This window comes from Campylobacter concisus (genome assembly GCF_015230035.1).
Taxonomy (GTDB): Bacteria; Campylobacterota; Campylobacteria; order Campylobacterales; family Campylobacteraceae; genus Campylobacter_A; species Campylobacter_A concisus_BK.
Genome location: NZ_JAAKZD010000004.1, coordinates 143,306 through 167,101, shown reverse-complemented (window position 1 = coordinate 167,101; position 23,796 = coordinate 143,306). Strand labels below are relative to the sequence as shown.

Below are 23,796 nucleotides of genomic sequence, written 5' to 3'. Positions count from 1 at the left end.
TTTAAGGTTTAACAAAAGAAAATTTGACTCTCTTATTGCAGCCTAGATGAGCGTAATAGAGAAATTTATAACAAATTTTTGTGGTATTGCGTCTGAGCCAAGGCTAACTGGCTTTAGTAAATTTAAATATCACAAGCAAGATTACTCGGCTACTTTTGCAAGCAGCTAATAAATTTAAAACTAGCAAGCCATTTTAAAATTTATAACCAAATTTACAAAAAAGCGATGCTAACGTTTTAGAGAGCTATTTAAAAATGTGGTGTCGCTTTAAATTTTGTGGTTTTGTGAGGTTAAATTTAATGGCTTAAAGTCTTTAAAAAGCGCAATCTCACTTAAATTTGCCCTATTTTTATGATTTTGTGAGGTTAAATTTAATGGCCACAAAAGCCATTAAATTTATAAACTAAGCCTGAGCAGGCTCCTCTTCTTCTTTTATCTTTTTTCTAACTTTTACGCGTGAGATGCTAGCTCCATCCATCTTTCTCACTTCGTAGTAGCAGTTTTCATCCTCGATCTTGTCCCCAACTACTGGCAAACGACCAATTAAATTAAAGACATATCCGCCGATCGTTACTTGATCGGTCTCTTCATCAAAGCTTATGCCAAGAAGCTCCTCAACGCTCTCTAGATCGTATCTGCCTTGGAATTCATAGATGTTTTCATTTATCTTTTTATAGTGTTGATCGACCTCGTCGTGCTCGTCGTTAAAGTCGCCAAGCACCTCCTCCATGATATCCTCCATCGTAAGAAGTCCAGCCGTGCCGCCATACTCATCGACGACAAGTGCCGCTGAAATTTGCTCTTTGTTCATCATCACAAGCACCTTTGATATAGAGAGGCTCTCGGGCACGATGACAAATTTACGCACGATCGCATCAAAACTCTTCTCTTTATCCTCGCTAAAGTGTAGTTGCAAGATATCTCTAATGTGTATCATGCCCAAAATGATATCTTTTGAGCCGTCTATATAAGGATAGCGAGTATATTTTGACTCAAAAACGACTTGTAAATTTTCTTCAAAGCTTTTTTGTTTGTTTATACAGATCATGTCGCGTCTTGGCGTCATAACCTCTTTTGCGACCGTGTCGCTAAAATCAACTGCGTTTTTGATAAGCTCAGTCTCAAAGCTATCAAGTACGCCGCCCTTTAAGCTCTCGCCAACGATGATCTTGATCTCCTCTTCAGAGTGCGCTAGCTCATTCTCTTTTGCTGGCTGGATGCCTAAAATTTTAAGTCCAAATGTAGCTAGAATGTCAAAAAGCTTTATGATAGGCGAGAAAAGTATCCAGAAAAAGTGAAGTGGACGAGCGATTTTAAGCACTGCTGATTCTGATTTGGCTATGGCGACTGACTTTGGTACAAGCTCGCCCATAACGACGTGAAGTAGCGTGATAAGCGTAAATGCGATCGCAAAGCCGACTGTATGAACTAAGATATCGCTAAGATTAAAAACATTTTTAAGTGGGGCTTCTATGAGCCTTGCGACTGCTGGCTCACCGATCCAACCAAGGGCAAGTGAGCTTAGCGTGATGCCAAGCTGAGTGGCGCTAAGATATGTATCAAGCTTGTTTGACATCTCAAAGGCAAGCTGGGCGTTTGGCTTTTTCTCTTTGATGAGCTCTTCAAGTCTAGACTTGCGAACCTTAACAAGGGAAAATTCCGACAAAACAAAAAATGCGTTTAGTAAAATGAATATAATGGCAAGTATTACCATTAAAAGCGAGTTATCGCTACTGGGGTACAATTATGATCCTTAAGAGTTAAAAATTTTGGCTGATTATAGCGAATTTATATTTAGCGGTCAAATTAGCCACGCCCAAAAGTAACAACGTTTCTTAAATTTAAGATTTATAAAAAGTTCTTAAATCATATTTTGGTAACATTATTTTCATCACTAAATTTATGGATTTTACAATGAGCAAAAAGAATTTTTCATCACGCTGGGCTTTTATACTAGCCTCAGTTGGTTCAGCCGTTGGTATGGCAAATGTTTGGGGCTTTCCTTACAAACTAGGCACAAATGGCGGCGGAGCGTTTTTACTCATCTACGTTTTTTTTGTAGCTCTTTTTTCATACGTTGGCTTAAGCGCAGAGTATGCGATCGGCAGACGAGCAAAGACTGGCACGCTAGGATCATATAAATTTGCTTGGCAAAGTAGAAATTTAGGCGTCATCGGCAGTATCGTCGGCTGGCTCCCACTTGCTGGCTCACTTTGCATAGCCATCGGCTACGCTGTCATCATCGCTTACGTGCTAAAAGCCCTTACTCAGGCGCTTACTGGCTCATTTATGAGCGTTGATACAAATGTTTGGTTTAACTCATTTGCCCTTCATGAGTACTCGGTCCTGCCATATCACTTCATAGTGATCGTTGGCACGCTTCTTACGCTATTTTTTGGAGCAAAAAGCATCGAAAAGACTAATAAAATAATGATGCCACTATTTTTCGTGCTATTTGCCATTTTGGCTATAAATGTCGCGATGCTGCCAAACGCATTTGAGGGGTATAAATTTCTATTTATTCCTGATTTTAGCAAGCTTGAAGATCCGATGGTGTGGGTCACAGCGATGGGTCAAGCCTTTTTCTCGCTCTCTATCACTGGTTCTGGCATGATAGTTTATGGAGCATATCTTTCAAAGGATGAGGACATCGTAGAAAGCGCCAAAACTACGGCATTTTTCGACACGCTTGCAGCGCTTGTGGCAGCACTTGTCATGATCCCAGCGGTCTTTGCCTACGCTATGGATCCAGCTGAAGGTCCAAAGCTACTTTTCGTAACGCTTCCTAAAATTTTACAAAATATGATCGGCGGTCAAATTTTTGCGATCATACTATTTACAGCAGTCATCTTTGGTGGTATCACATCGCTTCAAAATATGTTTGAGGTGGTCGCTGAGTCACTCATGCATAAATTCCCACGCCTTAGTAGATTTTGGGTGCTTGCGCTGCTTTGCGTGGTTTGCTTTGGGTTTGGGGCGTTTATGGAGCCTATTAGTAGTTGGGGACCTTGGATGGACTTTGTCTCTATCTACATCATCCCAATCGGCGCAGTCATCGGCGCAATATCTTGGTTTTGGATCATTAAAAAAGAAGAAATTTTAGACGAAGTAAATTCAGGAGCAAATAAAACTTACGGCTCATTTTGGTACTTTGTTGGTAAATTTATCTATGTGCCAATAGCCTTTTTGCTCTGCATCATTGCTATTAGCAAAGGAATTTCTTTTTAACTTAGCCCATCAAAAGAGGAGCTAAGTCTAAATTTGAAGTTATTTTAACTTTTTAGAGCCAATGTAGGTAGCAAAGACCTCTTGCGAACCATCTTTTTTAAAGAGTATGACGTCGTATTGCTCGGCTTTGCCGCCTTGCTCCATACCCTGACTCTCCATAGGCATGCCAGGCACTGCGATACCAACGGCATCTTTTGGTTTAAGCTCCAGCAGGCGCTTGACCTCATCAGCTGGCACGTGACCCTCGATGACGTAGCCATCAACGATAGCTGTGTGGCAGCTTGAAAGCTCTAGTGGCACGTGAAATTCTTTTTTAACCTTGACCAAGTCATCTACTTTAATGGTCTCTTCGCTAAAGCCAGCCTTTTGCATAGCACTCGCCCAGTTGCCACAACAACCGCAAGTTGGGCTTTTATAGACCTTCATATCGGCCCCAAGCGCCAAGGTCGCACAAAGGCTAAGAGCTAAAAATGCAAATTTCTTCATCATTTTCCTTTACGTTGAAATTTGCAAAATGATATAGTTTGGGTTTAAATTTTATATAAATGCTTAACCCTTGCCTGCTATAATTGCCAAAATTTACAAAAGGCACTTTATGTTTTCATCATTTTTCAAAGACAAAAAATGGGCGCTTTGGGCTTACGGCGGAGCGCTATTTATCATCTTGCTGCTTGTCTATCAAACGCATCTAAACGTCCGTATCAACGAGTGGTATAAAAATTTCTACGACATCATGCAAAACTCAAAGGATCACAATGTAGATGAGTTTTGGCAAGGGATATTAAATTTCTTAAAGATCGCCATGCCTTACGTCGTGACCTACACGGTGATATCGTTCTTTGCGAGCCACTGGGTCTTTCGCTGGAGGGAGGCGATGACCTTTAAATACCTCAAATTTTGGCGAAACTGCCAAAACGACATCGAGGGTAGCTCGCAGCGTATCCAAGAGGATGTTTATCGCTTTGCTAAGATCATGGAGAGCCTTGGCGTGCAGGTTTTAAAGGCATTTATGACACTGATTGCCTTTATACCGGTGCTTTGGGAGCTAAGCAAGAGCGTGAGCCTACCTTTCATCAAGGACATCGAGGGCTCGCTAGTTTATATCGCGCTTCTAATTAGCATCGGAGGCCTCATCGTATCGTGGTTTGTGGGCATAAAGCTACCGCACCTTGAGTATAACAACCAAAAAGCGGAGGCGGCCTTTAGAAAAGAGCTAGTTTATGGCGAGGATGATAAGCTTAAATTTTGCCAGCCAAACGTTATGCTAGAGCTTTTTACAGGGGTCAAGCTAAACTACTATAAGCTCTTTTTGCACTACGGCTACTTTAATCTCTGGCTCGTCTCATTTTCGCAAATTCTTGTCATCGTGCCTTACATCATCATGGGCAATGGCCTATTTAGCGGCGTCATCACGCTTGGCGTCCTCGTGCAAGCTAGCAATGCTTTTTCGCAGGTCAGAGAGAGCTTTAGCGTCTTTATCGATAACTGGACGACGATAACAGAGCTAAGATCGGTCAATAAACGTTTGAGAGAATTTGAGAGAAATATAGATTATAAAGCGTAAGGGTTAAATTTACATACTGAAGAAACTCAGGCAAATTTTAAAATTTCATGAACGAGTAATTTCGGCTCTAAAATTTGAGCTAAGCTATAAGCGAAGCCAAATTTTAGTAGTCAATTCTTGCGAGTGAGTGAAAGTTTAAAATTTGCAAAGACAGCTTGATTAAATTTGTAAATTTCTTTTTATTTAAAAGGGAGACAAGGGGACTTGAATTACGAAGCCGTCCCCTTATCTCCCTTTAGATCCCACAATCCCCTCGCACGTTAGAAGTGGCATGCAATGGTGCTGGCGCACTGCATGCGGTTAAAAATACGATAAATTCTAAAATTTACAAAAGCCAAAACCAACGCAAAACTTAAATTTCACCCCTCGTTTAACAATGCATATCCAACACAAGCTATAATACGCCAAATTTTAATCCAAAAAGGATGAAAATGAAAAAAATTTTACTTACGTTATTAACAGCTAGCATGCTTATCACAGGCTGCACGAGCGTCACAAAGTCAGGCGTCGTTGGCGCAGATCGCAAGCAGTTCATGCTAGTATCTTCTGAAGCGATGGAGCAAAGCTCGGCTCAAGCCTACGTCAAGACGCTAACAGCTGCTAGAAGCAAGGGCGAGCTAAATGTCGATCCGATCCTCACAAAAAGGGTTCAAGATATTGCAAAAAAACTGATCGCGCAAACTGGCGTTTTCAGAGAGGATGCCCTAAAATGGAAGTGGCAAGTAAATGTTATCAACGAAGATACGCTAAATGCTTGGTGTATGCCAGGTGGCAGGATCGTCGTTTATAGCGGTATTATTAAAAAGCTAAATTTGACAGATGCACAGCTAGCAGCGGTCATGGGTCACGAGATCGCCCACGCGCTTAGAGAGCACAGCAGGGAGCAAGCGAGCACCGACCAACTCAAAAACATCGGCATCTTCGCAGTCGCAACCGCCACAGGACTTGGCGATCTTGGAGCAAGTGCATTAGGTTTAGCTACGCAATACACCATCTCAATGCCATTTTCTCGCTCACACGAGACCGAGGCCGATCACATAGGCACCGAGCTAATGGCAAGAGCTGGGTACGATCCAAAAGAGGCGGTCGAAGTTTGGGTTAAAATGAGCAAGATGAATGTCGGCAAAGTGCCTGAAATTTTAAGCACTCACCCATCAAACGAGAGCAGGATCAAGGATCTAAAAGAGGTCGCAGCAAAGCTTGAGCCAGTATATCAAGCAGCCAAAAAAGGCTAGGCTTGATCGAGCGAGCAAATTTAAGCGACCTTGAAGCGATCACGCAAATTTATAATGACTACATCTTAGAAAGAAGTGCGACTGCAGACTTGCGGCCAGTTAGCACAAAGGAGCGAGAGCCTTGGTTTAACGCCCACGGCAACTCGCGCCCTATCTTTATCTACAAAGAAAATGATGAAATTTTAGGCTACTGCTCGCTAAGTGACTTTAACCCCAAGATCGCTTACGATATAAGCGTAGAGATAAGCATCTATGTCGCTAAAAAAGCCCTTAAAAAGGGCATCGGCAAGCAGCTTTTAGCCCACAGCCTAAATGAAGCTAGAGGGCTAAATTTAAAAAATATCATCGCGCTAATCTTTAGCAAAAACGAAGCAAGCCTTGGGCTATTTTTGAAATTTGGCTTTGAAAAATGGGGCGAACTGCCTGGCGTTTGCCTGATGGATGGCGAGTATAAAGATGTCGTTATCTTGGGGCTAAAGCTCTAAAAGCTAAGCATTAAGCAAATGAAGATATAATCACCTTCTTCTTGGGTAGATGTCCGAGCGGTTTAAGGAGCACGCCTGGAACGCGTGTGTGGGGCAACTCACCGAGAGTTCGAATCTCTCTCTACCCGCCAAAAATTTGACAAAATTTACTCTATTGCCATAATACAAAAAGAAATTTAAAGGACCAAAATGATCGAACACTTACTGCTATTTTTTGCACTGCTAGCTATCATCATCGCTTTGGTGATGGTCTCAAACCGCCTAAAGGTCGCCTATCCGGTGCTATTAGTCCTTGGCGGGCTTGCCATTAGCTTTGTGCCAAATTTACCAAGTATCAAGATCGATCCTGAGCTTATTTTCATCATATTTTTGCCGCCACTTCTTTATGAGGCTGCGTGGGCAAACTCGCTAAAAGAGCTCTATAAATGGCGCCGTACGATCGGCAGTTTCGCCTTTATCGTGGTTTTCATAAGCGCAGCAGCAGTTGCTTTGATAGCAAATTTAGTGATCCCTGGCTTCTCGCTCGCCCTTGGCTTCATGCTTGGCGCCATCGTCTCGCCACCAGACGCGGTGAGCACGGCAGCTATCCTTAAATTTGTCAAAGCCCCGCGCAGGATCAGCGCTATTTTAGAAGGCGAGAGCCTTTTAAATGACGCATCATCGCTCATCATCTTTCGCTTTGCCGCAGTGGCAGTGACTACTGGGCAGTTTATCTGGTACAAGGCGGCTGCAAGCTTTGTCTGGATGGTGGCTGGCGGTGTTTTGGTCGGTCTTGTGGTGGCATTAGTAGCCTACTTTTTGCATAAGACCTTGCCAACCGATGAGAACAGCGATACGATCATGACGATCACGACGCCTTATGTTATGTATATTTTAGCTGAGGAGCTTGGCGCGAGCGGCGTTTTGGCGGTAGTTTGCGGCGGACTTTACCTCTCGACAAAACGAAACGAAATTTTAACCGCTTCAACAAGGATCCACGCTTTCCCCGTTTGGTACAACCTTATTTTCTTGCTAAACGGCCTTGCCTTTACCATGATCGGCCTTGATCTGCCTGAAATTTTAGCAGGGCTAAAGCGTAGCGGCGTCTCGCTCTTTGAGGCGGTCTCTTACGGCGTTTTGGTCACTGCCGTGCTCATCGTTATCCGCCTCATGTCATCTTATGGAGCCGTTTATATCACGATGTTTATGAAGCGCTATATCAGCGTGGCGGACGATCGCAACCCTGGCAAAGCCGCACCATTGATCGTCGGTTGGGCGGGCATGAGGGGCGTAGTCTCGCTAGCTACGGCACTCTCTATCCCCGCCATGGCTGGTAGCGAGCCGTTTCCGCATAGAGATCTCATCTTGTTTATCACCTTTGTCGTTATCTTGCTAACGCTCGTAGTTCAGGGACTAACTCTGCCGCTACTTATAAAAAGTGTCAAATTTCCAGACTTTAACGACCACATGCCAAATGAGCTTGCAAGGATCAAGATAAAAAAGGCACTTGCCGAGGCTTCGCTTAAATTTCAAAGCGAGAAATTTTGCAATGAGGAGAATTTCTTGTTCCAAAAACTCAAAGAAGTTTGGAATTTCGAGCTTTCAAATGAAAATTTCGAGATCAGCGACGAGGTCAGGCAGACCTATTTTGAGATCCTAAATGAGCAGCGAAAGGCGCTTCGTGAGCTAAACAAAGACCCAAAAATCGACGAAGAGATCATCAGGATCTTTTTGTATCACATCGACCTTGAGGAGCGAAGGTGGCAGGAGCATAGCGAGTACTAAAATTTTCTCCCGACGCTGCAGCTTACCGCGCCGCAAAATCTCTTACCAAATTTGGCTTCGACGATGAGAACGAGTACGAAAAATATCTTCTCATCGTTCATGCGTGCGATCTGACGCAAAGTCTGGCTGGGACTATTAAATTTAACATCATTTTCGCGCAAACTCTTGCAAAACTCAGTCTCGTCAAAGCCAAGCATGCGTGAAATTTCACTGATAGTGTAAGGCTCAAGCGAGGCGATGATGCGGTCCATGTTGCAGATCGTTGGATTTTTGCGGTGCGTGGCGACATCGATCATCTCATTTATGAGCTTTACTAGCTTTCTTCTGCGGTTAAAAAGGTGCAAGATCACAGCACAAACGATCAAAGCTCCTGCAAATTTGTGCGCGCTCATCATCCACTCACTATAATCACCCATGGCGAAATTTAGCCCAGTAAATGCAAGCAGACAGATCCCACAAGCAAGAGCGCAAACAAGACAAAATTTATATATCACTTCTACTTTTAGCAATGCAAATTCCTTAGTTTTTTGAAATTATACACCTACTATGCAAAAAATGAATGGCGCCAACTAGAAATTTAGCTGGCGCGTTAGAGTAAATTTAGCTAAAACTTATAGTTAAAGCTGAGATTAAAGGTGCGTGGGTTACCATAAACCATCTTGTTTTTGCCGATGCCCTCGTAGTATTTTTTATTAAATAGATTGTCGATATTTAGCTGCACGTCAAAGTTTTTAGCAAATTTATATCCAAACATCAAATTTGCCAAGGTGTAGCCCTTTTGCGTGATCTCTCTTGCGCCATTGTCAGTGTAAATTTTACTCTTATACATAGCCCCAGCTCCTACTCTAAAGTCCCTAAATTCATACTTTGCAAATAAATTTGCCGTGCTTCTTGATGAGTCGGTGACATATTTCTCACCATTAGCATCTTTTGCGTTAAAGTGCGTTGCACCAAAGCTTAGGCTTAAGTTTTTAGTGATCTCGCCGTTTATATCTAGCTCGACACCCTTGCTTGTGACACCTTTGCCAGATTCATATATTTTGGCATTTGTCGCTGGATTTTTCTTGCCAGTGTTTATGCCAAGCTTGTCTTGCACGATCTTAAAGACGCCAAGACTTGCTTGAAGCGCCCCGTCAAGATACTCGCCTTTGATGCCCACTTCATAGTCCTTGCCTTGGATAGGATCTAGATATTTATCATTTGCATCTTTTGCGGTTTGAGGTTTAAATATGCTCGTGTAGCTAGCATATAGAGTGTGGTTTGCTCCGATGTCGTAAGTGACGCCAAGATATGGTGTGATCTCATTTGTGAAATTTCTATTGCCTTTACCACCCTCGATCTCGTATTTGTAGTAGCTCACCCTGGCACCTAGCAAAAATTTAAGCTCATCGGTGATTGATAGTTTATTTGCCGCGTAAAATGCCTTTTGTATCGTTTTGTCTTTATTGTTTTGATCTTCGTAAGGGAATTTTGGATCATCAAGATGCAAGTTTTTAAAATCAATCCTGCTTCTTGCCGTATAAGCAAGCCCAGCTGGCGTGTTCTTTTGCACCAAGTAGCTACTTACCTTATCACTACTTTTTTTATAGTTGTTATACATCGCGCCAAAGACAAACTCATGAGATAAATTTGCTATCTCGTAAGTGATATTTGCATACGCATCGACGTTATGGATGTTCTCCTCTCTTTTGTTTGCGTAGGTGTAAAGACCGTTTATATTGCCAGTACCGTCTAAATTTACCGCTCCGCCATAGTAGAGTAGATTTGAGTCAGTGTTTGCTCGTCTAAATGAGTAGCTTAAATTTAAGCTCGCTTCATTTTCAAAGTAGTGCTTAAAATCAGCGTAAAAATCAAGCGTCTTTTATGTCCCATCTCGTCCAAGGCTGAGAGAAAATTTCATTTTTACTAAAATTTGTCCTAGAGCCATCTGTATAAAATGCCGGCATACCGCCCCATCTAATGCCGTGACGTTTTAGCTCTTGATAAAACGAACCAAGACTAAGCCATGAGCTATCGCCTATGTCGCTATCTACGACGCCGTAAATCGCGCTATTTTTGCGGTTGTAATAATCCATATAAGAGTGCGACTTCTCATGCATAAATGAAAGCCTCGCTCTGACGCTTCCGCTCTCATTTACTGGCGTTTGTACATCGCCATTTACGCCGTATCTATCGTATGAGCCAGCACTTAGTCCAAAATTTCCTTTTAGCTCCTTTGAGTCTGCCCTTTTTCTTATGAAATTTAAGCTTGCAGATGGGCTGCCAGCGCCTGCAAGTAGGCCATTTGCCCCTTTTACCACCTCAACTCTTTCATAAGGCAGCAAGCTCATATCATTTGCACCAAGACTAAAGCCACCAAAGCTAGGCATCGAATCAAGCAAGTAATAATCTATCGCAAAGCCACGAGCCGTCGGATATACGCGCTCGTCCCATTTGTTTAGCGTGACGCCCGGGATATTTCTAAGAAGCACTTGATAGTCCTTGATGCCTTGATCTTTTAGCCTTGCTTCTGTTAGCACAGTTAGCGACTGTGGCGTTTGGCGAGAGGTTAAATTTAGCCTTGTTGTGCTCTTTACAAGCTCTTTTGCAAAGTAGTTTGCATCGTCTCTTCGCTCACTTTCTACGACATCAATTGCCTCTAAAATTTTATCGCTTTGGCTAGCAAAAATTTGAGGTTGCATCAAATTTAATGCAACCAAACTAATTAAAAATTTTTTCATTTTTTCTCCTTTTAAATTTTCTAAACCACAGATAAAGCCCTGAGATGCTCAAAACTAACGGCGAGATACCCACTATAAACCAGATAAATTTTGTAGTTTGGTTGTAGTTTCCAAAGTGCGATCTTCTAAAGGTCGAGAGGATTTTCTCACTTAAATTTGCATTTTTTATGTCTAGGACGCTAACTAGCTTGCCGCTTTCTTTGTCGTAGGTGATAACGCTTGAGTATTCGTTATGCAAAAAGCTTTGCCATATCACATAGCCAAAGATACGGATGTTTGCCCCTTGCATGAAAGGCAGCGAGATGAAGTGTGGTTCAAAGCCTTTTATGTCCTTTTTCGATCTAGTGACCAGCTCATCAAGGGATAAACTTTTGTTATAAATTTTTGCGTCTATTACGAAGTCATTTTTAAACTCTGGCATGCGTGCCATCCTAAATTCCCACCAAGCGCCGCTTATACAAATGAGCAGTAAAACTGGCGTGCAAAAAATTCCTATTATCTTGTGGATGTCATTCATAAAAACATTTAGCCCATTTACGCGCAGTCTAAGCAGAGTTAGCCAAAATTTACGGTAGATCACAAAGCCGCTTATGCAGATAAAAAATGTAAAAATAGCTGTTAAAAAGAGGATGATATTGCCACTTTTTTCAAGCAAAAGCTCCTCATGGATATGCGCCAAAACCCCGAAAAATCCCTCATCATGCGCAAGTGGCTCACTCTTTATCTTGCCGCTAAAAGCATCAAAATAGATAAATTTCCACTCTTTTTTGCTGTCATTATGCTCGATTAGCCAAATTTTGTCACACTTTTTAGGGTTTGCATCGATATTTATACCAACCATCTCATAGCCGCCAAACTTGCTTGCGATGATATTTCTTAGCTCATCAAAGCTAATCCTTTTGCTTAAATTTTCTTTGTTTAAATTTACATTTACGATATTTGGGCGAAAAAGGCTGTTTAGCTCGTCTTTATAAACTAGGATCGCGCCGCTAAAGCAAACTACAACAAGCGGGATAAAAAAGAGAAGCGACAAATATGCATGCACCTTGTAAAAAAGCTTTAAATTTAAAAATTTCACCCCTTTTGCCACCTTTTAAAAGTTAGTTTTGATAATAGCTCGCAATTTTATAAGATTTTTGCTTTTATAATTTTTAAAACTATTATCAAAATATAATTTTAAAAAGAAAGTAACGCTTGTGAAATTTGAGTTTAGAAAGGTAAAAAATTTGATTTAAAAAAGAGAGACAGCTCCTCTTTGTGTAAGCGGAAAAGCCAGAAAAGGGGGAAGCAAAGTCTTAACCGCTACAAAAAGGAGGGTCCGTTTAGGACGATGAAATGTTATTATTTAAATATAAATTTTAATGAAATTTTTAGTTAATAAAAAAGAAATTCTACGTAATACTAAATTAAATCACGATATTTAGGCATTTACTAGAAAAATTTCTCTTTTAAAAAGGTAAAAATATATACTTTGTGTGAAAGCAAAAATCACATTTGAAATTTCATTTTTATTACTATTAAACGTGGTTTATAATGTTTAATTTGGCGACGTAAAAAAGGTATCTCACTAAATGCGCTTAAAAACTCGGACAAATTTTAAAATTTCATGAACGAGTAATTTCGGCTCTGATTTTAGTGGCAAGCTTTGCGAGACCTAAAATCAGTAGTCAATTCTTGCGAGTGAGTGAAAGTTTAAAATTTGCAAAAAATAGTAAATTTATTTTTAAAATATGTGATTTAAATTTTAAAAATTTATGAGCGAGCATATCACAGCTCTAAATTTAGTGCTAAACGAAGTGCAGCCTAAATTTAGTAGTCTGCTAAGGCGAGTGAGTAAAGTTTTTAAAATTTATAAATTTGCAAAATAGCAAATTTCTCTTTTAAAAATACGGACCTTAAATTTAGAAACTCTTTTATCCAAAAAGGGAGACAAGGGGACTTGAATTACGAAGCCGTCCCCTTATCCCCCTTTTTAAATCCCCCAATCCCTTCGCACGTTCAAAGGGCATGCGATAGCACTATCGTGCCGCATGCGTTTTTTTATCAAGTAAGTTTTCACAAATTTTAAAATTTAAGAGCGAGCATATCACGGCTCTAAATTTAGTGGCGAGTGGCTACGAGACCTAAATTTAGTAGTCTGCTAAGGCGAGTGAGTAAAGTTTTAAAATTTGCAAAATAGTTTTTTAAAAATTTAAAGTTTTGTTTCTTTGTTAAGGGGGAAGAGGCTTGAATTACGGTCTGCTTGCAGTTGCGAGCTCGCGAAGCAAAGAAGCTCCCTTCCCCCTTAACAATCCCCTAATCCCGACGACGTTAGAAGTGGCATGCTTCAGTGCTTCGCACTACATGCGTTTTATTATAGGGTAAGTGTTTGACAAATTTTAAAATTTGCAAAAAAGCTTTATAAATTTATAAATTTTAATTCTTAGGCACAAGCTCTAAGACGTTGCAGGCTCGTTTGCTGCCCATTTTGCAAGCTTTATCAAGGGCATTTGCAGATAGATCAAAGCTCTGCTCTACGCCGTTTCCTTGCAGATATTTTGTAGCAAGCTCGTAGCAAGCTTCGCTGCTGCCATTTTCGCAAAGCGACTTAAATATCTCATAAGATCTAACCATATCTCTCTCCACGCCAAGACCTCGCCCTAGCATGTCAGCATATAAAAAGCAAGAGGTTTTGTCTTTGTTCTCGCACTCGCTTGAAAGCTTTTTAGTAAAGCTCCCGCAAGCTTTTGCGTCACTTTTGTTGATGCAGTTTTGCATATTTTCATCCCAGTTTGCACTTAGAGATAAAACGGCAAAGGCTAAAAATAAAATGGATTTTTTCATAAATTTCCTTGAGAGAGATAAACCCCCTTTGGGGGAAAGGGGGTCATTACAAAAAGGAGGTTTCTTGTTGGACAATTGGAATAATACAAGCCTCGTCTAAATTTAAAGCCAACTCTTATTTAACAAAAAACAATCAAACAAGATCTCTCTTGCTAAAGCCCAAATAGCCACAAACTAGCAAGATCGCACCAAGCAATAAAGGATAGATGATCGCATAAGCTACGAAGGTCGCTTTTGAAAATGTGCCTAAGATAAAGTAAGACGCAGTGCCGATGACTGCTAAATTTGGATCAAAAAGGCTAAGCGCTGCTATCCTAAAAAGCTCGATCGGATTTAGCATAGCGATGGTGTAGATGACGTACTCATCGACAGAGCTTCGCATAAGCAGTCCAATGAGTGCTAGGTCGATAAAAGCTAGCATGATAAGCCAGAGCAAAAACGCCACGCCCTGCCCTGTTTCTTGGTTTTTGATAAGGCTTGAGATAAAAAAGCCAAGCGATAAAAAGACGATACTTAGGCTAAAAAGTAGGCCAAAGTAAAGCACCAGCACGCTCCAAGGTATCGACACGCCCTTTATAAAGCCAACCACCACGCAAAGCAAAAGCGAAAACAAAAGCGGCACAAAAACGACAAATGTCCGCCCAAGCGCCTTGCCAAAGTAGTACTCTTTAAGGCTTAGCGGGAAGCTTAGCACGTACTCAAGCAGGTTTGTGTCCCTGTCTTGATTTATACTTCTTACAGTTGAGATGAGGATAAATATCGGCACGATGATGACGCAAATTTGTATAAACAAAAGTAGCGCCCTTGTTAGTCCAGAAAAGCCAAGCACGCGCGAGTCGGTCACTCCACTAAATAAAAATCCTATCATCAAAGCAGAAAAAAGAAGCGCATATATCGCAAACCACCTCGAGCGAAACGACTCTTTGACGTCTAGTTTTGCTATTAAAAAAAGGTTATTCACTCTTGCTCCTTAAATTTTCTTCTTTGATGATCTTGCCAAGGTCCATATAGACGCATCTATCAAGCAAATGAGCGATCTCATCTATGCGGTGTGAGATGAAAACTAGTGTCTTTTTTTGCGTGAAATTATCTAGCAAATTTTTAAAAGACTCCCTTGCTTTTACATCTAAATTTGCCGTTGGTTCGTCAAACATCAAGATTTCACTATCTTTGGCAAATGCGATGGCTATTAGCATCTTTTGCTTCATGCCGCCAGAGAGTTTGTAAAAGGACTTGTTTAAATTTGCATGCAGGTCAAGCTCCAAAAGCTTGCTAAATTTCTCAATATCTTCAAATTTTACATTTGAGCTTTTGCAGACAAACTCGCAAAGCTCACGTAGGCTAAATTTAAGCGGTGGCGGGGTTTGTGGCACAAATGAGATAAACTTTAGCGCCTCTTTTCTATCTTTTAGGGTATTTACGCCATTTATCGCGACGCTTCCGCTATTTGGCACAAACTCGCCCAAGATGATACGCATGAGCGAGCTTTTACCAGCTCCATTTTGCCCAAGTATCGCTATCTTTTCGCCAGCTTTTACATTTAGACTGACGTTATCAAGTATCTTTTGCGAGCCAAAAATTTTCGTTACTTCTTTTATATCTATCAAAAAATTTCCTTATATGAGTTTCTTAAAGCCGTTGTCAAATTTAAGCGCATCTTGGTGGCAAACGTCGATACACCTGCCACAAAGCGTGCAGTCAGCCCCAGCTATCCTAAAGAGCTTTTTACTATCATCAGTTTTTGCGCCCTTTTTTGTCATAAAAAGCACGTGTGGCACTAGGCAAACATCAGTGCAAACCAAGCAGTGGTCGCACTTTTCTTTATCCCAGCTGACCTTTATCGCATTTGGCTTAGCCAGTAGCGAATAGGTCGCTCCAACAGGGCAAACATATCTGCACCAAGCCCTGCGTGAGAAGAAAATCTCAACCACAAGCATAGCCACAACTAGCCATATAGCGTGAAAGTAGCCATAGATGATAAATCTTGAAAATATCCCAACGACGTTAAAAATTTCAAAGACAAGACTTGAGCTAGCAAAGCTAAGAGCCAAAAACAAAATGGTAAAGGCGTATCGCCACTTTGTGTCAAAAACTCGTGGTTTTACTATCTTTTTGGCGCGTAAATTTTCGTGAATTTTCTCAGCTATCTCGCTTATAAGTGAGTACGGGCAAACCCACGAGCAAAAGCCCCTGCCACCAAAAATGATGTAAAAGGCTAGGATACTAAGCGAGCCAATTAGTAAATTTACATGAATTTCATGCGTTGCTAAAAAGACTTGCAAGCTCATAAATGCATCTGCTAGGTGAAAGCCAAGTATCCTTGAGGCGCTGATGTCGCCCTCTAAAATTTGCACATCGACCCTGTAAGAGAGCACAAATAAAAGATGAACTAATACAATGGTAAAAATGCGCCAAAAACGTATGCTCGGGCGCTTTTTGCCATCTTTTGTAGTCGTTATTAGCGTGCTTAGAAAGCTTACATTTCTAATGGTCGCACGAACGTTATATTTATCCATTTTTACTTTTTAAATTTAGAAATTTCATCAGCAAGGCTGTTTAGATCGCTGTCACTAACGTTTGTTAGCAGTCCCTTCATAAGCGTGTTTTGCACCTTGCCAGCCTTATAATCAGCCAGTTTTTTAAGAAGCTCGTCCTTGCTTAGATGAGTGATATCAGGCGCTACGACGCCTTTGCCATTTGCGCCGTGGCACGGGGCGCAAGAGGTTAGATATTGCTTGCTAACGCCTTCATTTTGAGCCTTAGCTACGCTTAGACTTAGCTCTTTTACCTTTTTTAGCTCATCTTCGCTGGCAAATTCCTCGCTAGACTTTGGCTGCTGATTTGAGATATTTTGCTCCACCTTTGGCGTGGCGACTTTTGCTACGGATTTCTCCTTTTTAGGCGGAGTTTGGCTTAGCATAAACACCATGATACCGCATATCAGCACCGCTAAAATGATCGTTATGATTTTTCCGATTTTCATTGTTTGCTCCTAAATTGCGCATTAAAATCGCTTATCTCTTTAGCTAAATTTCTTATCTCACTCTCGTCCATTTTCTTAACAAGATCACGCATCAAAACATTTACCTTTTCCTTGCTCTTGTAGGCGTTTATCATCTTGAAAATTTCATCCTCGCTCTTTGTTAAAAGAGATGGTCCGATGATGCCATTTGCGTAGTCATCGTGGCAGGCTGAGCACTTTGTGATGAAGTCCTTGCTAAGTCTGCCCTTTATAAGTCTTAAATTTATACTTTGAAGCGGGCTTTTTACCATGGCAAGCGCTCCGATCTGACGACTTACGTTGTTGTCTTCAAGTCCAAATTTAACGCTTTTTTCGCCGTGCATGTCGTATTTTATAAATTCATTTTGCTTATTTGCACTCTCGTTGTTTTCATTTTTTTCGACCTTTATGCTAGCACTTGTCGCTACTTTTGCACCTTGCTCGCTAGCAGCCTTTTGCGCTTTGTCCTCACTCTTTTCACAGCCGACAAATAGCAATGCAGCAGCTACTAAAGGTATTATTGCTCTCATTTTTTCTCCTTGTAAATTTCATCATAGCTCATCTTTGGGGCGATATTTATGATCTTTGCTGGGCAGACCTCAGCGCAAACGCCACAACCAACGCAGCCATTTTTTATAAGTGGTAAATTTGCCTCGCTCATTGCTATCGCGCTATCGCCAACTGGACAAAGCGTGACGCAAAGATCGCAAATTTGACCGATCTTGCCTTTTATCTTATCTTTTAGCGCCTCTTCTCTGTCGTTATAGGCTTTGCGATCAAGCAGATCTTTAACGCCAGCTTCGCTTAAATTTTCTCTTTTCACGCTCAAACAGGCTGCCGTGTCACTTAAAACCGCAACGCCCATTTTGACATCACCAACAACCTTTGTGGCGTGATCGAGCGCACCGCTAGGACAGGCTAGCACGCATGGGAAAAGGTCACACAAGTAGCAGCCTCGCTCTTTGGCGTCGATGTGAGCTGAGCCACTTGAGTAGCCATCTTCTATGTCAAGTAAATTTATGCTGTGATAAGGGCAGACTTGCACGCACTGACCGCATTTTACGCAAAGATCATCAAAGTCATCAACAGCACCTGGCGGTCTAAGATAGAGTTTGTCGCCACTACTTTTTGGCAAAAACTTGCCTATGGCGTATCCAGCCACAGCTGCGGCTGAGCCTATTATCATAAAATTTCTTCTATCCACGTTTCGCCTTTAAAGCGTTGAAATTTGAAACATCAAGCGGTTTTATCCTAGGCGAACTATCTTCAAGTAGCTTTATGGGCTCAGAAAATGGAGCGAGTTTAGCTAAGAAATTTAAGACGCTAAAGACGCTAGAACCATAGAAAAACTGCAAATTTGGATAGTACTGCCAGAGCTGATCGATGTATGAGAGGTGCAAAAATGGCGTGTCGCCGTAGCCATCTTTATCTCTATCAAAGCTCTCATACTCGTCATAATAGTTCTTGCTCCATCTATTTAGTAGCATCTTTTCGCCTGGGGTGTCGTTTACGACGATGTCCATGTTGCCGATAAAGTCGTTGTTTTCAAAGATGCTTGTGCCTTGCGTAGCGTGAAAATAGACGCCAACTACGTTGTGTAAAATTTTATTGCCTATAAAATTTATAGTTGATCCCGGCTGAAAGGGCGAGTTATCAAGCAAGATGCCACGCGCGTTATAGACAAGGGTGTTATTTTCTATCGTAAAGTCAGACACGTCCTTTAGTCCGATGCCGATACCAAAGGCGCCGTCACTATCCATAACTAGGTTATTTTTTATATTTGAGCTAGCTGAATACATAAAAAACATACCAACAGCGTTGCCGATAAATTCGTTATTTTCGACTAAATTTTGATTAGCATACATAAAATGCAGAGAGTATCTGCTACCAACTGCTTTGTTGCTTAAAAATTTATTGTGACTTGCATACCATGCGACCATGTCACGGCTGTCGCGGATATTGTTGTGCTCGATCAAATTTTCATGGCTATACCAAAGTCTCACCGCATCGCCTCTAAAGCCAAGGCTAGCGCCCTTTTTTGAGGTAATGTTGTTTTCAGTGATCTTTGAGCTACTGCACTCTTTAAAGTCAATCCCAAAAAGCACATCGCTTATGTCGTTTTTAGAAATTTCAACGTTATTTGCCTTGTCACAGCCTATGCCAGCGTCAAGCTCGCCAAGATCGTTGCCACTGCCACTTATCTTTAAATTTTTAAGTGTCACGTTTGAAGCGATGATCTTTATAACGCTGCCCTTGCCGTCCCCTTTTATGTGGGCGTTTTTACCCTCGCCGATGATCGTAAGAGGCTTATTTATCGTTATACCACCTTCATAAACAGCGTCGCCTAGCTTTATCACATCGCCAGGACTAGCGTTATTTATCGCATCTTGAAGGACGTTTGCAAAGCCAAAAAGTGGCAAAAAAACAAGGGCAAATTTAGAAAATTTACGCATTTAGCTCTTTTTTCTTTGAAAATACCGCAAGTATGCAAAGCACGCTCATCACCATCATCACCCAAAAGCCGATAGTTGGGTATGAGTGCGTAGTAAAGTGCGCCACGCTACCATCGCCTAAGACCGTTGGCATAAATGGCTTGATCTTAAAGGCGCCCCACTCTTGCATATTGTGTCCATACCAGTATAGCCAGCCCACAAATGCGCTCATAAATAGCACAGGTGCGATGATGGTTGGCACCATGAGAAGTGAGTTAAATTTACCGTCATAGTATAAAAACGCAAGCATACAAAGTGTGGCGATAAGCAGATAATAAGGTGCGATCGCTCGCTCTAAATTTCCGCCATGCTCCATAGGATACATGCCGATGTAGTGGTTTATCGTATTCATCTCGTGTACGTCGCCACTATATCCATCTACGTGAAAATATACTGGTATGCCATCTGGAAAGGCTGCCTTTGGGTAGTTTGGCGCTTCAAGAGATACGTACCAGATAGGAAAAGATGGCGTGCCTATCTCTGCTTTTTGCTCGATCATCTTATGAAGATCGCTTGCCACCTCTTTTGGCAAAAGGTGGTTTTTATACTGAAATGAGCTATAAAGATCGTAGATAGTGTAAGCATAAGATGGTAGCTCGTCGCCATTAGCTATACGCTCCTTTGCTCCGTGCCAACCAAGAACTGGCAGAGTAAAACAAACGCTCATGATGATAAGTGCAACAATGGTATAAATTTTATATTTACTCATAATCTCTCCTTTAAATTTTAAAATTTAGCCTAGCAAAAAGTTAAATTTTAAAATTTAAAAGGGGCAAAAATGCCCCTTAAAACTACATGCCTGCGTTTTCGTCTATCCATTTTAGATACTGGATGATATTTTTGATCTCTTCATCACTCATGTGCTGATTTGGCATTCTAAGTTTAAAGAAGTCAATCATCGCTTTAACGTAGTCGTCGTTATAGAATTTAGCAGGATCTTTTATAAAGTCTGCTACCCATTTTTCGCCGTTTTCATGTCTTAGCAAGACACCAGTTAGATCTGGACCTGAGCTTACTTGACCGATAACGTGGCAGCCATTACATCCTCCTTTTAGATAAGCTTCTTCGCCTTTTGCAGCAGCTGGGCTCATCGGAGTTGCGATCTCTTTAGCTAGGTTGTTTTTAGCTCTTAGACCAACGTCGGCAGTTTTTACCATGTATTGCCATACTTGGTACTCCCAAAGGATAGCGCCATTTACGTCGCCTTTTTTGTAAGCTTCGTCAGCTTTAGCTTTTACCTCTTTGATGTGGCCGTATTGATCAAGTGCGTCATCAACCAAAGCTTTTACTTTTGGATATTTCTCATAATGTTTCTCTTTTAGGTATTTAACAACCTCTTGGATAACATCATCAGTTGCTTTGTTAGTTGCGATTACTTTGTCATACTCAGCTTTTAAAGCCTCTGGACTTAGAGTTTTTAGCTTACTATTTTTTGCAGATTCATATTTTTTATTTGGATCTTTAACAAGCAAGTAACCCATCATCTCTAGGTGAAGTGCTGAACAAAACTCGGTGCAGTAGTACGGGAAGACGCCTTCCATATCAGCTACGAAATTTACTGAAGCAGTTTTGCCAGGCTCTAGTGAAGCGTGGATGTTGTAAAGGTCGATGCCAAAGCCGTGAGTCTCATCTTGAGCGCGCTCTAGGTTTGTTAGGTGAATAGTTACGTTATCGCCTTTATTTACCTCGATGTGCTCTGGGTTGATGTGGCTTCTGATCATTGTTGCATAGACAGTTACATTTTTGCCGTTTCTCTCAACTCTTTCTTGACCAGCTAGAGTTGCGTATGGGCTAGCCTCGCCTGTTCTTGAGTTTGTACCCATGTTGTAAGTAAGTGCTGGAGTTAGTTTGCTAGCAGCGATTGAGACAACGTCGTGTGGCTCACCAAGTGGGATAGGCATATCATAGATTAGATCCATTTTTGCGCCAGTGATGTCTATTAACTGGTGGTTTTGTGGATGGAGTGGGCCTACTGGGTTGAAACGATCGATTGAAAGTTTATCAAGAGCGATTGCGTATTTGCCCTTAGGTTTTGCTGATTTGCCTTCCATTGTGTCAAGGTGACCAATGTTGTAGTGAACATTTACTTTATCAAGTACTTTTAAATTTTTGTAGTCCCATTTTACGATTTGGCTATCAACGTAAAGTGAAGTATAAAGTATGCCATCTTGTGAGTCAAATGATGTGTGCAGTGGTCCAAGGCCAAGTTCTACTTGTCCGTGCATTGACTTTTCTCTATCTAAGATAGGTATGCCGTATGGGTCAGTGCCAGCGTACTCTTTTTTATCGATTAGCTCTTTGATCTTTTTAAAGTCATAAACTGATGCGTGAGTATCAAGCTTGCCACCAACGATGATGTATCTACCATCTGGTGATACATCACAACCATGTGGGCTCTTTGACTCTGGTATTAAAAATAGTGCCCCAGCTTTTACAGCAGCCTCTATCGTAACTACCCTATGGCCATTTATAACTTTGTAGTTTTTCTTGTCTTGTGCAAGTTTTTCTAAAATTTGCCAGTTATAAACGTGTAAGAAGTCGGTGTCGTTTCTACTTGCACCTGCCTCAAATGGAGGAAGGCCTTTTTCGATACCACCTGTATACATCTCGCTATTTATTGAGTTTGTAAAGCCCCAGCCGTAGCTCTCGCCCTTACCAGCGTCACTTAAGTCTTGCCAGTATGGAGGAAGCTCAAGTGAGAAAGATGCTTTCTCGTCGATCTTGCCTTTTGGATAGTCAAATTTCCAAAATGTCACAGCGCCTCTATAAACCGCCTCGTAGTCGTCCATAGAGTGGTAGTTATCATCAAGTGGAGCTGCGTACTGGCTGGCTTCGATGACATACTCGCTGTTTGGAGTGATGAAGCTACCGCCGTGGTCGCTCTTCATGATAGGGTTTACGACCATTTGAGTTGTCTCAAAGTCTTTTAAATTTATAACAGCGATCCTTGGGTTTGCCTTGTCGTTGATAAATAGATAATCACCAACATACTCACCATTTTTCTCAGTGAAATTTGGGTGGTGTGTATCGCCCCAAGTTATCTCTTTGCCCCTGATGTTGCCTTCTTTTAAAACAGCTTTTGACTCATCATCATAGCCATATCCTTGCCAAGGCTCTGGGGTGAAAACGCCGATGTATTTGTAAATTCTCATCGACGGAACGCCATAAACTAGCACTTGACCACTCTGCCCGCCAGATGAAAAAACGATGAAATCATCTTTTCTACCGCTTGGCTGGTAAGTCTTAGCAGCTGCAAGGACATCTTTTTCGCTTAGCCCGCGCTCTTTCATGACTTTTTCAAGGTCACTACTAGCAGCACAAGCAGCGGTTAAAGATAGCCCAAGCAGTGCAGCACTTGCGACACAAAATAACTTTTGCATTTACTCTCCTTTTTAAAATGAATTTATCTCTAAACTCTTTGTCTTATTGCCTAGATCCACGCCAACAAGCACGTTTTTATCTATAAATATTTCTTTTATCTCGCCGCTAAAAAGCTCTTTTTTACCCTTTAGCTTGAAGCTTTTGTCAAATTTATAGATCACTCCATCCTCGCTAGCTACCAAAACCTCATCTCCCGCGCAAGCAAGAGCTGAAATTTTAGATCTTAAAACTTGCTTTTTAGCTCCACTTTTAAGATCTAAAATTTCTCCGTTTCTAAAGCCTATGAAAATTTCATCATCGCTAAATTTACAGGCACTTATCGGCGCAAAGCCAACACTTTTTTGCTCTTTTGCGTTAAGCTTGTTATCAAGCAAAAATGCCTTGCCATTAAAGCTTGTAAAAAACACTCCCTCACCAAGCGGTAAAAAGCTAGAAATTTTATAAACATTGTTAAAATTTTTTGATATCAATTTTTTAGAACTCTTGTCAAAAATGGCGATCGTTACGACATTTGCCATATCGCAAGCTACGTAAATTTTCTCTTTATCTAGCAAGATATTTGAAACCTTACAGCCAACATTTGGCAGTGCAAAGAAAAATTCCTTCTGGCTAGCTACCTTTACGATCTCGTTGTTTAAATTTGCAACGTAAAAAGAGCTCTCATCAAAAGCGCATCTTTGATCTTTGTAAATTTTCTCCTTTAAGCCTAGGCTTTTTGTCTCGCCATCTTTTACAAAGATGATGTTTTGACTATTTTCATCGACGAAGCAGCCCTTACTCTCAGCAAAAAGCGCCATCAAAGATAAGCTAAGACATAGCAGAAATTTCATTATCTAGGTTGCTTTCATCGTAAATTTAAAATTTGTAAAAACTATACAAGCATAACTCTTAAAAGCAAATTAGCGATTAATTTACTTTTTTAAGCATTTAAAGAAAAATATCAGTAAATTTTTTTAAATTTTGCTATCTACAATAAATAGACTTTGTAATTTAACGGATAGAAATATACTTTTGATAAAATTTATTATCTATAAAAGTTCGTATCTTAGGTATTTTATGCATTAAAATTTAAATTATAAATATTTTTTTAAAAAAATTATTTA

General features: G+C 41.0%; 21 protein-coding genes, 1 tRNA gene and 1 pseudogene. 7 read left to right on the top strand and 16 right to left on the bottom strand.

All coding sequences use genetic code 11. The features are described 5' to 3' along the window. Positions 1–46 precede the first annotated feature (46 nt). On the top strand, positions 47–169 hold the full coding sequence (locus G6W41_RS10285; protein ID WP_275944618.1) for a hypothetical protein: 123 nt from the start codon (positions 47–49) through the stop codon (positions 167–169). Between the two features lie 234 nt (positions 170–403). On the opposite strand, the gene G6W41_RS04095 is transcribed toward G6W41_RS10285, so the two are convergent. Next, a complete protein-coding gene (locus G6W41_RS04095; RefSeq protein ID WP_012140520.1) occupies positions 404–1,744 on the bottom strand; it encodes a hemolysin family protein in 1,341 nt (446 codons plus the stop codon). 170 nt (positions 1,745–1,914) lie between these two features. Here G6W41_RS04095 and G6W41_RS04090 point away from each other — a divergent pair, with 170 nt between their 5' ends. Then, entirely contained in the window at positions 1,915–3,228 is a 1,314-nt protein-coding gene (locus G6W41_RS04090; protein ID WP_194170695.1) for a sodium-dependent transporter, read from the top strand. A gap of 39 nt (positions 3,229–3,267) precedes the next feature. Here the strand turns inward: G6W41_RS04090 and G6W41_RS04085 are convergent, their stop codons facing one another. Further along, on the bottom strand, positions 3,268–3,714 hold the full coding sequence (locus tag G6W41_RS04085) for a DUF411 domain-containing protein (protein ID WP_087583658.1): 447 nt from the start codon (positions 3,712–3,714) through the stop codon (positions 3,268–3,270). 109 nt (positions 3,715–3,823) lie between these two features. Between G6W41_RS04085 and G6W41_RS04080 the strand changes: the two genes are divergently transcribed. The 5 genes from G6W41_RS04080 to G6W41_RS04060 all read left to right on the top strand — a co-directional run bounded on the left by G6W41_RS04080 (position 3,824) and on the right by G6W41_RS04060 (position 8,276). Further along, positions 3,824–4,792, top strand: coding sequence for a putative transporter (locus G6W41_RS04080; protein ID WP_194170694.1), 969 nt, complete (start codon positions 3,824–3,826; stop codon positions 4,790–4,792). A gap of 431 nt (positions 4,793–5,223) precedes the next feature. After that, a complete protein-coding gene (locus tag G6W41_RS04075) occupies positions 5,224–6,027 on the top strand; it encodes a M48 family metallopeptidase (protein ID WP_194170693.1) in 804 nt (267 codons plus the stop codon). Between the two features lie 2 nt (positions 6,028–6,029). Next, entirely contained in the window at positions 6,030–6,512 is a 483-nt protein-coding gene (locus tag G6W41_RS04070; protein WP_194170692.1) for a GNAT family N-acetyltransferase, read from the top strand. A 43-nt stretch (positions 6,513–6,555) separates the two neighbouring features. Further along, positions 6,556–6,643, top strand: a tRNA-Ser gene (locus G6W41_RS04065). Positions 6,644–6,701: 58 nt separating this feature from the next. After that, positions 6,702–8,276 (top strand): Na+/H+ antiporter, encoded by a 1,575-nt coding sequence (locus G6W41_RS04060; protein ID WP_194170691.1) that lies wholly within the window; start codon positions 6,702–6,704, stop codon positions 8,274–8,276. Here the strand turns inward: G6W41_RS04060 and G6W41_RS04055 are convergent. The 14 genes and pseudogenes from G6W41_RS04055 to G6W41_RS03990 all read right to left on the bottom strand — a co-directional run bounded on the left by G6W41_RS04055 (position 8,273) and on the right by G6W41_RS03990 (position 23,523). After that, on the bottom strand, positions 8,273–8,785 hold the full coding sequence (locus G6W41_RS04055) for a chemotaxis protein (protein ID WP_149701008.1): 513 nt from the start codon (positions 8,783–8,785) through the stop codon (positions 8,273–8,275). The two genes, G6W41_RS04060 and G6W41_RS04055, sit on opposite strands and share 4 nt — an antisense overlap. Before the next feature lie 95 nt (positions 8,786–8,880). After that, positions 8,881–10,996 (bottom strand): annotated as a pseudogene (locus G6W41_RS04050) (TonB-dependent siderophore receptor). Continuing rightward, positions 10,977–12,074, bottom strand: coding sequence for a PepSY domain-containing protein (locus G6W41_RS04045; protein WP_194170690.1), 1,098 nt, complete (start codon positions 12,072–12,074; stop codon positions 10,977–10,979). Before G6W41_RS04045 ends, G6W41_RS04050 begins: the two are co-directional and overlap by 20 nt. 1,337 nt (positions 12,075–13,411) lie before the next feature. Beyond that, positions 13,412–13,819 (bottom strand): tetratricopeptide repeat protein, encoded by a 408-nt coding sequence (locus tag G6W41_RS04040; RefSeq protein WP_021087240.1) that lies wholly within the window; start codon positions 13,817–13,819, stop codon positions 13,412–13,414. 133 nt (positions 13,820–13,952) lie between these two features. After that, positions 13,953–14,780 carry an ABC transporter permease gene (locus G6W41_RS04035; protein WP_021087233.1) on the bottom strand — a complete coding sequence of 276 codons (828 nt, stop codon included), beginning with the start codon at positions 14,778–14,780 and terminating at the stop codon, positions 13,953–13,955. After that, the gene (locus tag G6W41_RS04030; protein WP_021087259.1) at positions 14,773–15,426 is read right to left on the bottom strand and encodes an ABC transporter ATP-binding protein; all 654 of its coding nucleotides are present in this window, start codon (positions 15,424–15,426) and stop codon (positions 14,773–14,775) included. Before G6W41_RS04030 ends, G6W41_RS04035 begins: the two co-directional genes overlap by 8 nt. Positions 15,427–15,435: 9 nt before the next feature. Then, positions 15,436–16,335 carry a NapH/MauN family ferredoxin-type protein gene (locus G6W41_RS04025; protein WP_021087271.1) on the bottom strand — a complete coding sequence of 300 codons (900 nt, stop codon included), beginning with the start codon at positions 16,333–16,335 and terminating at the stop codon, positions 15,436–15,438. Between the two features lie 2 nt (positions 16,336–16,337). Next, a complete protein-coding gene (locus tag G6W41_RS04020; RefSeq protein ID WP_021087218.1) occupies positions 16,338–16,802 on the bottom strand; it encodes a c-type cytochrome in 465 nt (154 codons plus the stop codon). Next, the gene (locus tag G6W41_RS04015) at positions 16,799–17,350 is read right to left on the bottom strand and encodes a c-type cytochrome (RefSeq protein ID WP_021087241.1); all 552 of its coding nucleotides are present in this window, start codon (positions 17,348–17,350) and stop codon (positions 16,799–16,801) included. The genes G6W41_RS04020 and G6W41_RS04015 overlap by 4 nt, the downstream gene beginning before the upstream one ends. Further along, on the bottom strand, positions 17,347–18,024 hold the full coding sequence (locus G6W41_RS04010) for a 4Fe-4S dicluster domain-containing protein (RefSeq protein ID WP_021087261.1): 678 nt from the start codon (positions 18,022–18,024) through the stop codon (positions 17,347–17,349). Before G6W41_RS04010 ends, G6W41_RS04015 begins: the two co-directional genes overlap by 4 nt. Further along, positions 18,017–19,273, bottom strand: a complete 1,257-nt coding sequence (locus G6W41_RS04005; RefSeq protein ID WP_149702194.1) for a nitrous oxide reductase family maturation protein NosD — start codon at positions 19,271–19,273, stop codon at positions 18,017–18,019. The genes G6W41_RS04010 and G6W41_RS04005 overlap by 8 nt, the downstream gene beginning before the upstream one ends. After that, a complete protein-coding gene (locus G6W41_RS04000; RefSeq protein ID WP_021086571.1) occupies positions 19,266–20,021 on the bottom strand; it encodes a hypothetical protein in 756 nt (251 codons plus the stop codon). The genes G6W41_RS04005 and G6W41_RS04000 overlap by 8 nt, the downstream gene beginning before the upstream one ends. A gap of 82 nt (positions 20,022–20,103) precedes the next feature. After that, entirely contained in the window at positions 20,104–22,692 is a 2,589-nt protein-coding gene (gene nosZ, locus G6W41_RS03995) for a Sec-dependent nitrous-oxide reductase (protein WP_194170689.1), read from the bottom strand. Positions 22,693–22,704: 12 nt separating this feature from the next. Beyond that, the gene (locus G6W41_RS03990) at positions 22,705–23,523 is read right to left on the bottom strand and encodes a hypothetical protein (RefSeq protein ID WP_194170688.1); all 819 of its coding nucleotides are present in this window, start codon (positions 23,521–23,523) and stop codon (positions 22,705–22,707) included. Between the last annotated feature and the right edge of the window lie 273 nt (positions 23,524–23,796).